The sequence below is a fragment of the Marinobacter litoralis genome (genome assembly GCF_016427555.1).
Taxonomy (GTDB): domain Bacteria; phylum Pseudomonadota; class Gammaproteobacteria; order Pseudomonadales; family Oleiphilaceae; genus Marinobacter; species Marinobacter litoralis_A.
In genome coordinates, this window is the sequence record NZ_JAELVS010000006.1 from 122794 (window position 1) to 136546 (window position 13753).

Consider the following 13753-nt stretch of genomic DNA (forward strand, 5'->3'; position numbering starts at 1 on the left):
TAACGAACTCGCCAAGGACTGAACAGGCCCCAACCTTCATGATGAGAAATAAGCGACCGCTAAATCCGGAGCACACTCAGTCGCACCTGCCGATGGGAGGGCTGATTCGCCAACGGGTCAAGCGCTTGTTCCTGACACTCGCGGCACTGACCTGCACGCATATTCTAATTCTCTGGGCCTTTGAACCCCTGACGCTGTTCGAGTCCGCATGGCTAACCATGACCACACTGGTCACTGTGGGCTATGGCGACTTTGCCCCGGTGACAGCGGTTGGGCGCATCAGCACGGTATTGCTGATGTTCATTTCCTCGATCACCCTGCTGACTCTGATCGTCAGCGACTACATTGAGTACCGTTTCTACCGCCGCGAACGCATTCTGACTGGACGCTGGATCTACAACATGAAAGACCACATCGTAATCATCAACACTCCCCGCAGCGGAGGCGAGCAGTACTTCATGCGCTTCGCTTCGCAAATTCGATCCATTCCGGAATACCATACCGTTCCGATCATTCTGCTGACTCGCCAGTTCCCCGGCGGCTTACCGGCCGAACTGAGGGACTGCGGCATGGTGCACTTTCATGGTGCGGGCAATGATCCGGACGCACTCAAAGCCGCGCATGCGGGCGACGCCCGGCACATCATTGTGCTTGCCGCCGATGAAACCGATGCGTTCTCCGACAGCCTGACCTTTGACATATCTCACCGCTTAACGGAATCCAATCTGGGCAGCCGTACCACTGTGGAGTGCGTCAGCGATGTTAACCGGGACCGCTTCAAAACCCTTGGGGTGCGCACCGTGATCCGCCCTGTTCGTACCTATCCGGAAATCATGGTGCGCGCCGTGGTAGCGCCGGGCTCGGAAAAAGTGCTCGAGGATATGTTCAACTATGAACGGGACCATCCTCACCGCTATGAACTCGAACTGGATGACCTGACCTGGGCAGACATCGTCAGCGCCCTTGTCCGGCACGGCATCGGAACAGCCTTGGCCTATATTGATCACGACAACGAGGTGTATTGCCACCCCGCCTCAAATGCAGAAGTAAAAGGCAAAGGGCTGATTGTGCTGGTAAGCTCCAGCGACACACCGACGGTGACGGTGGTCGAAGAGGCCCTCGACCGATATCGGGCGTTTCTCAAGAAATGGCGTGAATTGCAGGGCAACGGCATCGAACAGGCCGAATAGATCAAACGGGGTTATCCATGTCATTTCTGGACGCTGAATTCTTCCAGCCTTTACTGGCTGCACTCGCGACAGGCGAAGACAATCAGATTCAAATCGCCGCATCCTCCTTTAATGCCGCCGATTTGGCCGACTTCATAGAAGCGCATCCGGATTCAGGCATCCGCTTGCTAAGCGCTCTACCTACCGAGCAAGGCGGCAAAGTACTGGGATACATTGGCCCGGCCACACAAACCCTGATCGCCCAGCAATTACCGACACGCAGCCTGACCGAACTGGTCACGGCAATGCCGTCCGATGAGCGGGCTGACTTCTTCCAACTCCTGGATGAACGCAAGCAGCACAGCCTGTTTCAATCTCTGGCCAGCAAAGAACGGGAAGATCTCCGTCGCCTCGCCAGTTTCGAAGAGGGCACCGCTGGTGCCTTGATGAGCTCCGATTACGCGATGATCAGCACCGGCGTAACCGCCAGCACGGCCATCGATTTGTTGCGTAAAACCGCCCCGGACAAAGAAACCATTTACCACGCTTATGTGGTAGGCGGGAATCACACGCTGCTGGGGGCCGTATCACTCAGAAACCTGATCACAGCCACACCCAGCGCTTCGGTGAACGATCTGATTGCAACCGGGCTTGTGACCGCCACTACAGACACGCCCCAGGAAGAGGTGGCTCGTCTAATCTCCCGATACGACTTGTTAGCCTTACCCATAGTCGATCACCACAATCGCTTGGTCGGCATTGTCACCTACGATGACGCCATGGATGCGGCCGAAGCCGAAGCGACAGAAGACATGCATAAGGGTGCAACGGTGGGAAAACTCACGGGCACCCTGCGAGACGCGTCGCCGTTTTCACTCTACCGCTCTCGCGTGCAGTGGCTGGTCATTCTTGTGTTCGCCAACATCTTTACCGGTGCGGGCATCGCTTACTTTGAAGGCATTATCGCCGAGCACATTGCCCTGCTGTTCTTTATGCCCTTGCTGGTTGCCAGCGCGGGGAATGCCGGCGCCCAGTCGGCCACCTTGATGGTGCGCGGCATGGCCACGGGCGACGTAACCGTAACCGATTGGGGGCGCTTGCTGGGTAAAGAAACCTTGGTAGCCACCGGCCTTGGCTTGACCATGGCCGCAGCCGTGTCAGTGGTCGGACTGCTTCGAGCAGGGCCTGAGATTGCCACGGTGGTCGCGGTGACCATGATTGTTGTGGTGATGGTGGGCAGCCTCATTGGCATGCTGCTGCCTTTCCTGCTCGACAAACTGAAATTCGACCCGGCAACCGCCAGCACGCCGCTGATCACAACCATTGCAGACGTGAGCGGCGTGTTGATTTACTTCAGCATTGCAACGGCCTTGCTGGATATCAGCTAGCGGTAGCCATCGCCAGCTGGAACTCGCCCAGACGAGGAATTTTCTTCACTACATCGTCAACAAGGAGGCCACGGATCAGCTCAGGCAAAAGCTCGGCCCATAAGCCCTGAAACCCCATCTCACCTGCCAACTTTTGTACACCGGTCAACGATTGCGTAGTAAAGACCACTGGCGCCTTTATTAGCCAGGCGAGACTGAGCTGGTGCAGAAAGTCCGTCACCGAGAGTACTTCCTCGCTTTGGCGAAGGGTTGGCTGATGAATGCCCGCCAGGTGATAACCTTGCTCTGCTTTACTTACCAGGTTGAGAAAAACCGGAACCTCTCGGGACAGAGCAGATGCCCAAACTATTAGAGACTCGGAATTACCGGACTTCAACTCAAACTCCACTTCGTGCAACGGCCTGGCACCGCCTCCGCCTGTGATTTCTCCAGCGTCCACCGCAACCTCAATAACCGCATTCGCCGTATTCAACATGACGATCTGGCGCGTGAAATTCGTTTCGAATGCCAGCTGCAGCTCGGACAGATCCAGCTGATTGTTGAGCGGGGTTTGCTCGAGCAACATCAAATCCAGCTCTTTACTCGGGATCTCCCACTCCCACTCTTCCCGCCGATGGGCCCCGTCAACAAACTCGCCTTGGGTTTTCAGGGTTTGGATGTACCGACCGCCAATCTCACGCACACGCAGTGCCGCTCTGGCGCGATTGAGTACTGCGTTTGGAGTGTCGTAGTAGCGGTTCATCAGCACCTTTCTGGCGCTTTCAGAGGCTTCTGGCTGAGCCAGCAGCCATTCTAGCGCTTCAGTCTGGGATTGCTCAGACAAGGTGAGTTTGATTTCGAGCTCGGTGGCCATAGTGCAGTCCTGAAAATGGTGGGGCTAAAAATACAAAAACCGGTGACCTGAGTCACCGGTTTTCGATACTACTGGATTAGCAGGTTAGCTGATCAGAAGTAGTAAACTGCACCCAGCGCGATAGTAGAGCGCTCATCGCCGGTAAATGCGCCATTACCAACGTCATACACTTTGTCTTCATCTGCACTTGATACGTAGCCTTCAACGTATACGTACATGTGGTCTGACAGGTTGTGCAAAGCCTGCAGGCTAATTACGTCTTCCTTATCACCGGAGTCTTCATCAACCAGTTGGTATCCAAGAGCAAATTGATTAGCTCCGAGAGTATACACACCCATAACGCCAAAGGTATCGGCTACGTCTTTACGAGTCTCGAACTGACCGGTCAAACGCAAGTCTTCCAAGTTGAAGCTAGCACGTAGGCCATAAGAGTTTTCGTTGTTGCCAGCGCCGTCGTTGGAATCTACCGCGAAGGCGAGCTCCAATGCGTCAACGTTATACATGGCAGCCAACTGCCATGGGAAGGACTTCTTACCACCATTCAGAGGGTCTTTGTCACCATTAATCTGAACGGCAGCACCCAGCTTCAGGCCTCCGAAGTTTGGAGAAAGGTATTGAACCAAGTCACCCTCTCCAGTGTCATAGTCGTTACCAATGCCGCTACCAACTTCCCAGAATTCCCCAATTTCATCAACAGAAGTTTCGTACATGGAATCGTCAGAACCAACCCACACCTGACCGAAATTATCGCCTTTCACACCAACATAAGCTTCATCAAGTTTGATGATATCCTTCTTGGCGCCTTTGTTATCAGCACCGAAACCATCAACTTCTAACTTGAAGAAACCAGTGATGCCAGGTGCGATTTCGTGATCGTGCGCAACACCCAAAGTGGTTCCGTTGTCAAAGTGCTCTAGTCCGTGACTAGAAGTACCGGCCTTGGTCTCTGCATCGGTATAAGTCAGAGCATACTGAATGTTACCGTAAACAACCGGCAGGTTGATTTCCTGTGCCATAGCAGCGCCAGAGAAGGTTGCAGCTGCAATCGCAGAAGCAAGGATAGTTTTTTTCATGTTGCATCTTCCTTTGTGAGTTAACTCAGGTTCTTCGACGGGTCTTAAGGCCCGGTCTTTTCTTTTTATCTAACAAGGCGAACAGCTGGCCTTGATTCTCAGTCACTTACAGAACTCTGTTAAAGTCCCCTGTGATGATCCTTTTTTAATACAACAATTACATTTTTGCAAATTTTTGGCGGTTAATTTTTAACCTAACCAAGCGTTCAACTGAAAACCTGTGAACCTACCAACACTTACAGCAATAATGGCCTACTAAAGCATAATTCAGGCCGAAATTAACGTTTTTCTTTCATACCAATAAGTTACGAATCCAGCTTCTTTTTACCTGAGCCCCACCATTCGTCATACACAGCTCAGATGCCAAAGAGCGCCCTAATCCCGGGCATAGTTACATCACTTACACACTGGGCCCTGACTCCAATAAAAACGTCACCGGCCCGTCATTGACCAATCCCACTTGCATATCTGCGCCAAACTCACCGGTTTGCACGCGCTCAGTTCCCAGCAGACGCTTCGCCTGAGCAACAAACTCTTGGAAAAGCCGGTTAGCAACATCGGGGGAAGCCGCCAGAGAAAAGCCCGGCCGGGTTCCGGAGGAGGTATCTGCGGCTAAAGTAAACTGGGGAACAATCAAAAGGGCACCGCCGGAATCCTGAACATTTACGTTCATGCGGCCTTGGTCATCGGGAAACACCCGGTACGAGAGTATCTTTCGGCACAATTCCTTTGCCTCTGCTGATGCGTCATCCCTTTCCACACCCAATAGCAGTAAAAGCCCATTGCCAATGCTGGCAATTTGGCGGCCCCCTACGGCGACATTTGCCTCCGATACTCGCTGGATCAAACCTTTCATTTAGTCCCTTGGCAATCTGGCTCGCAGGGTTAAAACACGGTAACGAGCCAGAGTGTATAGGGGCCATTCGCCGGTCGCAACCCCGCCAAGTCAACAAAAAGTCTAATAATCAACCAGCTGAAGGTGCGCCTTTGGCGATAATTTGTTCAACGCCGCGAATCAATGCGTCAACGATAGCCGGCTCAGAGGCAGAGTGCCCGGCATCGCGAATGATTTTCAATTCGGCTTCAGGCCACGCTGCACTAAGGTCGAAGGCGTTATCTAGCGGGCATACCATGTCGTATCGACCGTGCACAATAATGCCCGGAATATCCGCCAGCTTATCGGTGTTATTAACAATTTGGTCAGGCTTCAAAAAACCGTGATTCATGAAGTAATGACACTCAATTCGGGCCAAAGCGATCGCAACATGAGGGTGTCCGAAATGCTCCACCACATCCGGGTTGGGCTGCAGTGTCGCGCAGCGCCCCTCCCACACAGACCACGCTTTCGCCGCCTGAATCTGTTCAAGTTCATTATGACTGGTTAAACGCTGGTAATAGGCTGCAACCATGTCGTGCCTTTCAGCCTCGGGGATCGGCGCTTGAAAAGCTTTCCAGTAATCGGGAAACACCCGACTTGCCCCTTCCTGATAAAGCCATCCGATATCTTTTGGTCGACAAAGAAAGATACCTCTTAAGACCAAACCCAACACCCGCTCCGGATGCGTTTGCGCATACACAAGACTGAGCGTGGAGCCCCAGCTACCCCCAAACAATAACCACCGGTCCACTCCGAGGAATTGGCGCACCTTCTCCATATCCTCCACCAAATGCGCAGTGGTGTTTCTTTCCAGCTCCGCCAGCGGCGTCGATCGCCCTGCACCGCGCTGATCCAACAGGATGATCCGAAAACGCTCAGCATCAAAAAAACGGCGATGGTAATCCTCACAGCCGCCACCGGGACCACCATGCACAACAAGCACCGGCGTGCCTTCCGGATTACCGGACTCTTCCAGGTACAGTTCATGAACATCATCCACTGAGAGGTGATGACGGGCATAGGGCTGGATTTCGGGATAGAGAGTAAGCATGACCGACTCCGATGATTGAATACCGGAAGTCTAGCCGAGAACAGAGAGAGGGATCACAGATTTAATGCTGGGGCACAGAAACAAAGAACGAAAACTAATCGGCCCGGAGCAGGCAGACATCACGACCCAGAAAGACTACACCTTCCTTAACGTGATGATCTGCCCTTCCGGGCCAACGATTCCTACTTCTTACCGGCGCGCTTACGCTCGTTTTCGGTCAGAAGCTTTTTACGCAGACGGATCGACTTGGGCGTTACTTCTACCAGCTCGTCGTCGTCAATAAACTCAAGTGCCTGCTCAAGCGTGTGCTTGATGGGCGGTACCAGACCAATCACTTCGTCTTTACCAGACGCACGCATGTTATCCAGTTTCTTACCCTTGGTCGGATTAACCACCAGATCACTGTCACGACTGTGAATACCGCACAACTGACCCTCGTAGATTTCCTGGCCCGGCTCGAGGAACAGTTTGCCTCGGCTCTGCAGGGTTTCCAGCGAGTACGTCAACGCCGTGCCGGTCGCCATGGAAACGATAACACCGTTCTGGCGGCTAGTGACTTCACCCAGCTTCACAGGACCGTAATGGCTGAAAGTCGAGGTCAGGATACCGGTACCCGAGGTCATGGTCAGGAAGGCGTTCCGGAAACCAATCAAACCACGGGCGGGAATGGTGTATTCCAGACGCATGCGGCCTTTGCCATCAGGAATCATATTAGTCATATCGCCACGGCGCAGACCCATTTGCTCCATGATGGGGCCTTGGTGCTGCTCCTCGATGTCGATGATCACGTTTTCATACGGCTCTTGCTTCTCGCCGTCTACTTCTTTGATCACCACTTCCGGACGACCCACCGCCAGCTCGAAGTTCTCGCGGCGCATGTTTTCGATCAGTACCGACAGGTGCAGCTCACCACGGCCAGATACTTTGAACTTGTCCGCGGAGTCGCCTTCTTCAACGCGCAACGCCACGTTGTGCAGCAACTCTTTTTCCAGACGCTCTTTAATATTACGACTGGTTACGTACTTGCCTTCTTTACCAGCAAACGGAGAATCATTGACCTGGAAAGTCATTGAAACCGTTGGCTCGTCAACGGTCAGTGCAGGCAACGCTTCAACATTCGAAGGATCACACAAGGTGTCAGAAATGAAGAGCTGGTCCAGACCACTGACACACACGATGTCGCCCGCCTGCGCTTCATCGACTTCCACGCGCTGCAGACCGGAGTGGCCCATGATCTTGAGGATTCGACCGTTGCGTTTTTTACCATCAGCACCGATCGCCACAACCGGCGTGTTGGTCGCAACTTTACCGCGTGCGATGCGGCCGATACCGATCACACCCAGGAAGCTGTTGTAGTCCAGCTGGGAAATCTGCATCTGAAACGGCTTGTCCAGATCAACATCAGGTGCTGGCACATAATCCACGATAGCCTGAAAAACGGCATCCATGTTGTCTTGCAGGTCTTCGTGGTCCATACCGGCAATGCCGTTCAGGGCACTGGCGTATACGATCGGGAAGTCGAGCTGTTCGTCGGTTGCACCCAGGTTATCGAACAGGTCAAACACCTGATCCACTACCCAGTCCGGACGCGCGCCAGGGCGGTCAATCTTGTTCACAACAACAATCGGGCGCAAACCTGCCGCGAACGCTTTTTGCGTTACGAAGCGTGTTTGGGGCATGGGGCCGTCAATGGAATCGACCACGAGCAGCACACTGTCTACCATGCTCATGACTCGCTCAACTTCGCCACCGAAATCAGCGTGTCCCGGGGTGTCCACGATGTTGATGTCGTAGTCTTTCCACTTCAGCGCGGTGTTCTTCGCCAGAATGGTAATTCCACGCTCTTTTTCCTGGTCATTGGAATCCATAACCCGCTCGTTCTCGAGCTCTTTACGGTCCAAAGTACCGGACTTGCGCAACAATTGGTCAACCAGGGTCGTTTTACCGTGGTCTACGTGGGCAATAATGGCAACGTTTCTAAGCTTATCAATCACAACTGGTATCCTGCAGAAATTAGCGGGACGCAGTATATCGAAAAGTCCATGTCGATAATATGAAGATTAGTGCTTAATATGTAATCAATCACGAAGCGCACTGTTATCAGGCATTTATTGGTCGAACGCACCATTTTGGCGCACAAAAGCGCGCTCCGGATCGCGACACCAAGCACCCGGAGCGCCCCGACATCGTCCGAAATCCCCGTTGCTGCGCTTTTGTGAGGCAATTTTAAAAAACTGGCAAGCCACTTGCTTAGGGATATCCAGCCGCAATTGAAAGGTAAGGGCCGCCAGCTTCTGATAAGCTGCCCTCACCTGCAAGCAGATCGGGGCTCAGTTCGCTGAACGATCCGGCACAACGAATATGTATAACTTACGGAGCATGCACAATGTCCAAGACTGTTGATTTGATCAAAGAGCACGAAGTCAAATGGGTCGACTTGCGTTTCACCGACACCCGCGGTAAAGAGCAGCACGTAACCCTGCCCGCGTCTGAAGTTGACGAAGACTTCTTTGCCGATGGCAAGATGTTCGACGGTTCCTCCATCGCCGGCTGGAAAGGCATCAACGAATCCGACATGATCCTGATGCCGGACGACAGCAGCTCCGTTCTGGATCCCTTCACCGAAGAAGCCACCCTCAACATTACCTGCGACATCGTGGAACCTACCACCATGCAAGGTTATGAGCGTGATCCCCGCTCTGTTGCCAAGCGTGCAGAGGAATACCTGAAGTCTACCGGCATCGCCGATGGCGCCCTGTTCGGTCCAGAGCCCGAGTTCTTTATCTTCGATTCCGCCAAGTGGAAAACCGACATGCAGGGCTCTATGTACGAGCTCTATTCTGAAGAAGCCGCCTGGGTATCCGGCGAAGACTTTGATCGCAACAACATCGGTCACCGTCCAGGCGTTAAAGGCGGCTACTTCCCGGTACCACCGGTAGACAGCCTGCACGATCTGCGCGGAGCTATGTGTGCGGCCATGGAATCCATGGGTCTGACCATCGAGGTTCATCACCACGAAGTCGGCACCGCTGGTCAGTGTGAAATCGGCGTTGGCCCTAACAGCCTGACCAGTAAAGCTGACGAAGTTCAGATCCTGAAATACTGCGTGCACAACGTTGCTCACGCTTACGGCAAGACCGCAACCTTCATGCCTAAGCCGGTTGTCGGCGACAACGGTTCCGGCATGCACGTGCACATGTCTCTGAGCAAAGATGGCAAGAACCTGTTCGCCGGTGACAGCTATGCGGGCCTGAGTGACGAAGCACTGTACTACGTTGGCGGCATCATCAAACACGCCAAGGCCATCAACGCCTTCACCAACCCGGCCACCAACAGCTACAAGCGTTTGGTACCAGGTTATGAAGCCCCGGTTATGCTGGCCTACTCGGCCCGCAACCGTTCCGCCTCTATCCGTATCCCGTACGTGAACAGCGCCAAAGCTCGTCGTGTGGAAGTTCGCTTCCCTGACCCGGCTGCCAACCCGTACCTGGCCTTCTCTGCACTGATGATGGCTGGCCTGGACGGCATCCAGAACAAGATCCATCCTGGCGATGCCATGGACAAGGATCTGTACGACTTGCCGAAAGAAGAAGCACTGAACATTCCGAAGGTTGCCGAAACTCTGCAAGAAGCTCTGGACGCCCTGAAAGACGACCACGAGTTCCTGACCCGTGGTGGCGTGTTCACCGAAGACATGATTGCTGGCTACATTGACCTGAAGCGTGCCGAAGTTGAGCGTATCAACATGACCACGCACCCGGTTGAGTTCGAGCTGTACTACTCCTGCTAATGAATCGCACCACTTAGGTGCGTTTCAGCAAGAGAGAAAAACCCGCTTCGGCGGGTTTTTTTGTGGCCGGCTCCACAAAACCCAACGAACACCTGTCGCTCTTAACGAGATGTAACCAAGCGAGCCATCCTGAGCGTTGATATCCCTTTCCTTGCGCCTGATAATCAAATGAGTTCACCAGAACACAGGCCACGACCATGAAAGCTCTTATCACGCTCGCATCCGGAATGCTGCTACTTACTGCATCAACCTGTTGGGCGGAGGTTTATCGTCACGTTGATGCGCAAGGCAACGTCACCTACTCCGACGAACCCATGAAGGGCGGCGAAACCGTCAAAGTGAAGCCCGTCACGACCATCACATTGCCCAAGCCCGAGGCTGTTCGGGAGCCCCAAAAACTACGGGAAGAGGTGAAGCGCAAAGGGGCGTCTTATGACGATCTCGGCTTTGCTTACCCGCAAGATGATCAGGCCTTTCACAGCGGCAACGGCACAGTCACCTTCGAAGTACGCAGCACACCGGGCCTGAAGCCCGGCCACAAATACGAGATCACACTCGACGGCCAGCCGGTCGGCCAGAGCACGTCCGGCTCCGTTACCGTGCCGAACATCGATCGGGGCACTCACAACGCAGCTGTCCACATCGTTGATCGCGACGGCGTACAGGTCAAAACCGGCAAGCCGATTCGTTTTACCGTGCACCGCCCCTCCATCGCACGGTAACCAGAACGCACCACTTTAGTGCAAAGGCACCACATTAGTGCCATGCTATAGGCGGCTGAAGGGCAAAACCCGGGCCGCTTGGCGCCTCACCCCCCTGCTTTGCATCGATTCAAAGCACGAATGGCCTCTCCCGGGCACTCCCTCACTCATTAACGTTGCGAATTGGACGAGACCGGAAAACTGGTTCGTTTATTGCTAATCATAATTATAACCCTGAGCGCCCAACGGGATTCTTTCATGTCGTTTCGACCGTCTACCACCCTGGAAACCGGGTACAAAAACATTCTCGACAGCCTAACCACAGCGGTATTGGTCCTTGGCGATGACCTAACCATCCGCTACTTGAACCCGGCTGCCGAGAACCTTTTTGAAACGAGCCTCCTGCGAACGCAAGGCACACCGCTGAACGGCGTGCTTATCGATTCCGAAAATGCACTCAGAACGCTGCACGCCGCAGCACGGAATGGCCAATCCTACACGCGGCGCGAAGCTGAATTCGCTTTGCTCACCGGCTCCCGTCTGATGGTGGACTATTCGGTCAGCCCCATCAGCATCGACCCGATTGAACTGCTCATCGAATTGCAACCTATCGACCGCCAGTTACGCATCAGCCGGGAAGAAGACATCATCTCCCAGCAGGAAGCCTCCCGCATTCTGGTCCGCGGCATGGCCCACGAGATCAAGAATCCCTTGGGCGGCATCCGGGGTGCAGCGCAACTGCTCGACCGAGAACTCGATAGCGCTGACCAACGGGAATACACGCAAGTGATCATTAATGAGGCCGACCGATTGCGGAGCCTGGTCGATCGCATGCTCGGACCCAACAAAGCGTTGCAGATTGCGCCCACGAATATCCATGAGGTTCTTGAGCGGGTGCGCACCCTGATCGAAGCCGAAAGCCGGGGCAAAGTTCAGCTGTTACGAGATTACGATCCCAGCATTCCGGAATTCTCCGGCGATAAAGAGCAGCTCATTCAAGCGGTTTTGAACATTGCCCGAAATGCCATGGAGGCCGCTTTTGAGAACGAGACCGCTCCCGGCACCAAACCCGCTCCGACGATCACGTTCCGTACACGCACCTTGCGGCAGTTCACCATCGGTCATCACCGCCATCGACTGGTTTGTCGCATCGATATAATCGACAACGGGCCCGGCATTCCCGCCGACCTGCTGCAAAATGTTTTTTATCCCATGATCAGCGGCCGGGCCTCCGGCACAGGCTTAGGACTTTCAATCACCCAAAGCATCATTGGCCAGCATCGTGGCCTGGTGGAATGTGAAAGCGAGCCAGGGAAAACCGACTTTATAATCTTCCTGCCTCTGGAGGACACTTTATGAATCAGCCAGAAAACGTCTGGATCATCGATGACGACAAGAGCATCCGGTGGGTGCTCGAACGGGCGTTAAGCCAAGCGGGCATGCACGTACAAGCGTTTGACAGCGGCGAAGGCATCATCGCCCGTCTGGAGCGTGAACGCCCCGACGCTATTGTCAGCGATATACGGATGCCCGGCGTTGATGGCATTACATTGCTTTCCCGGATTGTTGCGCTGCACCCGGACGTTCCCGTCATCATTATGACCGCCCACTCAGACTTAGACAGCGCTGTGACAAGCTATCAGACCGGTGCGTTCGAATATCTGCCCAAGCCTTTCGATGTAGACGAAGCGGTTGCTCTGGTCAAACGCGCCATTGCCCACAGCCATGAGCAAAGAGCCTCGGCCGAGCCTCAGATCGAAGAAGTGCAGAAGAGCACCGAAATCATCGGCGAAGCTCCGGCCATGCAGGAAGTATTCAGAGCCATAGGCCGACTCTCAAACTCGAACATCACCGTGCTTATCAATGGTGAAAGCGGCACAGGTAAAGAGCTGGTTGCCCAGGCGCTGCACAACCACAGCCCCCGAGCCCGCAACCCCTTCATTGCGTTAAACATGGCCGCGATTCCTAAAGACCTGATCGAGTCGGAACTGTTTGGCCACGAAAAGGGTGCCTTTACCGGCGCCGGAGGCACGCGCCAGGGGCGCTTCGAGCAGGCCAATGGCGGTACCTTATTTCTGGATGAAATCGGCGACATGCCCGCCGACACCCAGACTCGGTTGCTGCGCGTTCTGGCGGATGGTGAGTTCTACCGGGTCGGCGGAACCACTCCAATCAAAGTAGATGTCCGCATCATTGCCGCAACACACCAGGATCTTGAGAAACTGGTCAATGCCGGCAGCTTCCGGGAAGACTTGTTTCACCGCCTCAACGTCATTCGAATTCATTTACCCAAACTCGCCGAGCGGCGCGCAGACATTCCCCGCCTGGTGCAACATTTTCTCGAACAGGCTGCCAAAGAGCTGGCGGTAGAGCCCAAAATTCTGCGTAAAGACGCCGAGGAGTATCTGTCAACACTGCCTTGGCCGGGTAACGTTCGCCAACTTGAAAACACCTGCCGCTGGCTCACCGTCATGGCAAGCGGGCGTGAAATCCATGTCGCAGACCTACCACCGGAGCTACTGGACCAGGCTGAATCGGAAAACGACGCCACCGGCCAAACCTGGCAAGAGGGTTTGAAAAACTGGGCGGAACAGGAACTCAAGCGGGGCAAGAAGAGCGTGCTGGACAAAGCCGTACCGGAGTTCGAAAAGATCATGATTGAAACTGCCCTGAAGCACACCGGAGGGCGACGTCGTGACGCCTCCATTCTGCTTGGCTGGGGTCGAAACACCCTGACCCGTAAGATCAATGAACTTGGCCTGGATCATCCGGAAGCGACTGAAGAATAACGCTAAACGGGCCCAATCGAATGCCATAAAAAAACCGAGCCGCGGCTCGGTTTTTTTATGTG

General features: G+C 54.2%; 11 protein-coding genes. 6 read left to right on the forward strand and 5 right to left on the reverse strand.

Features of this window, described 5'->3' with window-relative positions; genetic code table 11:
• Positions 1-38: 38 nt before the first annotated feature.
• Complete coding sequence (locus JAO79_RS16465) at positions 39-1190, forward strand: potassium channel family protein (protein WP_199007976.1); 1152 nt, start codon at positions 39-41, stop codon at positions 1188-1190.
• Positions 1191-1207: 17 nt separating this feature from the next.
• On the forward strand, positions 1208-2557 hold the full coding sequence (gene mgtE / locus JAO79_RS14535) for a magnesium transporter (RefSeq protein WP_227664685.1): 1350 nt from the start codon (positions 1208-1210) through the stop codon (positions 2555-2557).
• On the opposite strand, the gene JAO79_RS14540 is transcribed toward mgtE, so the two are convergent.
• From JAO79_RS14540 to typA, 5 genes are all read right to left on the reverse strand, one after another.
• The gene (locus JAO79_RS14540; protein WP_199007977.1) at positions 2550-3410 is read right to left on the reverse strand and encodes a CYTH domain-containing protein; all 861 of its coding nucleotides are present in this window, start codon (positions 3408-3410) and stop codon (positions 2550-2552) included. The genes mgtE and JAO79_RS14540 overlap by 8 nt on opposite strands.
• A 92-nt stretch (positions 3411-3502) precedes the next feature.
• Positions 3503-4483, reverse strand: a complete 981-nt coding sequence (locus JAO79_RS14545) for a porin (RefSeq protein WP_199007978.1) — start codon at positions 4481-4483, stop codon at positions 3503-3505.
• 400 nt (positions 4484-4883) lie between these two features.
• Positions 4884-5339, reverse strand: coding sequence for a D-aminoacyl-tRNA deacylase (dtd, locus tag JAO79_RS14550; protein WP_199007979.1), 456 nt, complete (start codon positions 5337-5339; stop codon positions 4884-4886).
• A 109-nt stretch (positions 5340-5448) separates the two neighbouring features.
• Positions 5449-6411, reverse strand: coding sequence for a prolyl aminopeptidase (pip, locus tag JAO79_RS14555; protein ID WP_199007980.1), 963 nt, complete (start codon positions 6409-6411; stop codon positions 5449-5451).
• A 182-nt stretch (positions 6412-6593) separates the two neighbouring features.
• Positions 6594-8405: a translational GTPase TypA gene (typA, locus tag JAO79_RS14560; RefSeq protein ID WP_199007981.1), complete on the reverse strand. Its 1812-nt coding sequence runs from the start codon at positions 8403-8405 to the stop codon at positions 6594-6596.
• A 392-nt stretch (positions 8406-8797) separates the two neighbouring features.
• Here typA and glnA point away from each other — a divergent pair, with 392 nt between their 5' ends.
• The 4 genes from glnA (at position 8798) to ntrC (ending at position 13691) form a co-directional block, all read left to right on the forward strand.
• Positions 8798-10201, forward strand: coding sequence for a glutamate--ammonia ligase (glnA, locus tag JAO79_RS14565; RefSeq protein ID WP_199007982.1), 1404 nt, complete (start codon positions 8798-8800; stop codon positions 10199-10201).
• Between the two features lie 197 nt (positions 10202-10398).
• Complete coding sequence (locus tag JAO79_RS14570) at positions 10399-10923, forward strand: DUF4124 domain-containing protein (RefSeq protein WP_199007983.1); 525 nt, start codon at positions 10399-10401, stop codon at positions 10921-10923.
• A gap of 237 nt (positions 10924-11160) precedes the next feature.
• Positions 11161-12261 carry a nitrogen regulation protein NR(II) gene (gene glnL, locus JAO79_RS14575; RefSeq protein ID WP_199007984.1) on the forward strand — a complete coding sequence of 367 codons (1101 nt, stop codon included), beginning with the start codon at positions 11161-11163 and terminating at the stop codon, positions 12259-12261.
• On the forward strand, positions 12258-13691 hold the full coding sequence (gene ntrC / locus JAO79_RS14580) for a nitrogen regulation protein NR(I) (RefSeq protein WP_199007985.1): 1434 nt from the start codon (positions 12258-12260) through the stop codon (positions 13689-13691). Before glnL ends, ntrC begins: the two co-directional genes overlap by 4 nt.
• Positions 13692-13753: the final 62 nt, after the last annotated feature.

Bases quoted from the DNA above. Each gene is read 5' to 3' on its own strand.
- JAO79_RS16465 (WP_199007976.1), top strand. From the start codon at position 39: ATGATGAGAAATAAGCGACCGCTAAATCCGGAGCACACTCAGTCGCAC.
- mgtE (WP_227664685.1), top strand. From the start codon at position 1,208: ATGTCATTTCTGGACGCTGAATTCTTCCAGCCTTTACTGGCTGCACTC.
- JAO79_RS14540 (WP_199007977.1), bottom strand. From the start codon at position 3,410: ATGGCCACCGAGCTCGAAATCAAACTCACCTTGTCTGAGCAATCCCAG.
- JAO79_RS14545 (WP_199007978.1), bottom strand. From the start codon at position 4,483: ATGAAAAAAACTATCCTTGCTTCTGCGATTGCAGCTGCAACCTTCTCT.
- dtd (WP_199007979.1), bottom strand. From the start codon at position 5,339: ATGAAAGGTTTGATCCAGCGAGTATCGGAGGCAAATGTCGCCGTAGGG.
- pip (WP_199007980.1), bottom strand. From the start codon at position 6,411: ATGCTTACTCTCTATCCCGAAATCCAGCCCTATGCCCGTCATCACCTC.
- glnA (WP_199007982.1), top strand. From the start codon at position 8,798: ATGTCCAAGACTGTTGATTTGATCAAAGAGCACGAAGTCAAATGGGTC.
- JAO79_RS14570 (WP_199007983.1), top strand. From the start codon at position 10,399: ATGAAAGCTCTTATCACGCTCGCATCCGGAATGCTGCTACTTACTGCA.
- glnL (WP_199007984.1), top strand. From the start codon at position 11,161: ATGTCGTTTCGACCGTCTACCACCCTGGAAACCGGGTACAAAAACATT.
- ntrC (WP_199007985.1), top strand. From the start codon at position 12,258: ATGAATCAGCCAGAAAACGTCTGGATCATCGATGACGACAAGAGCATC.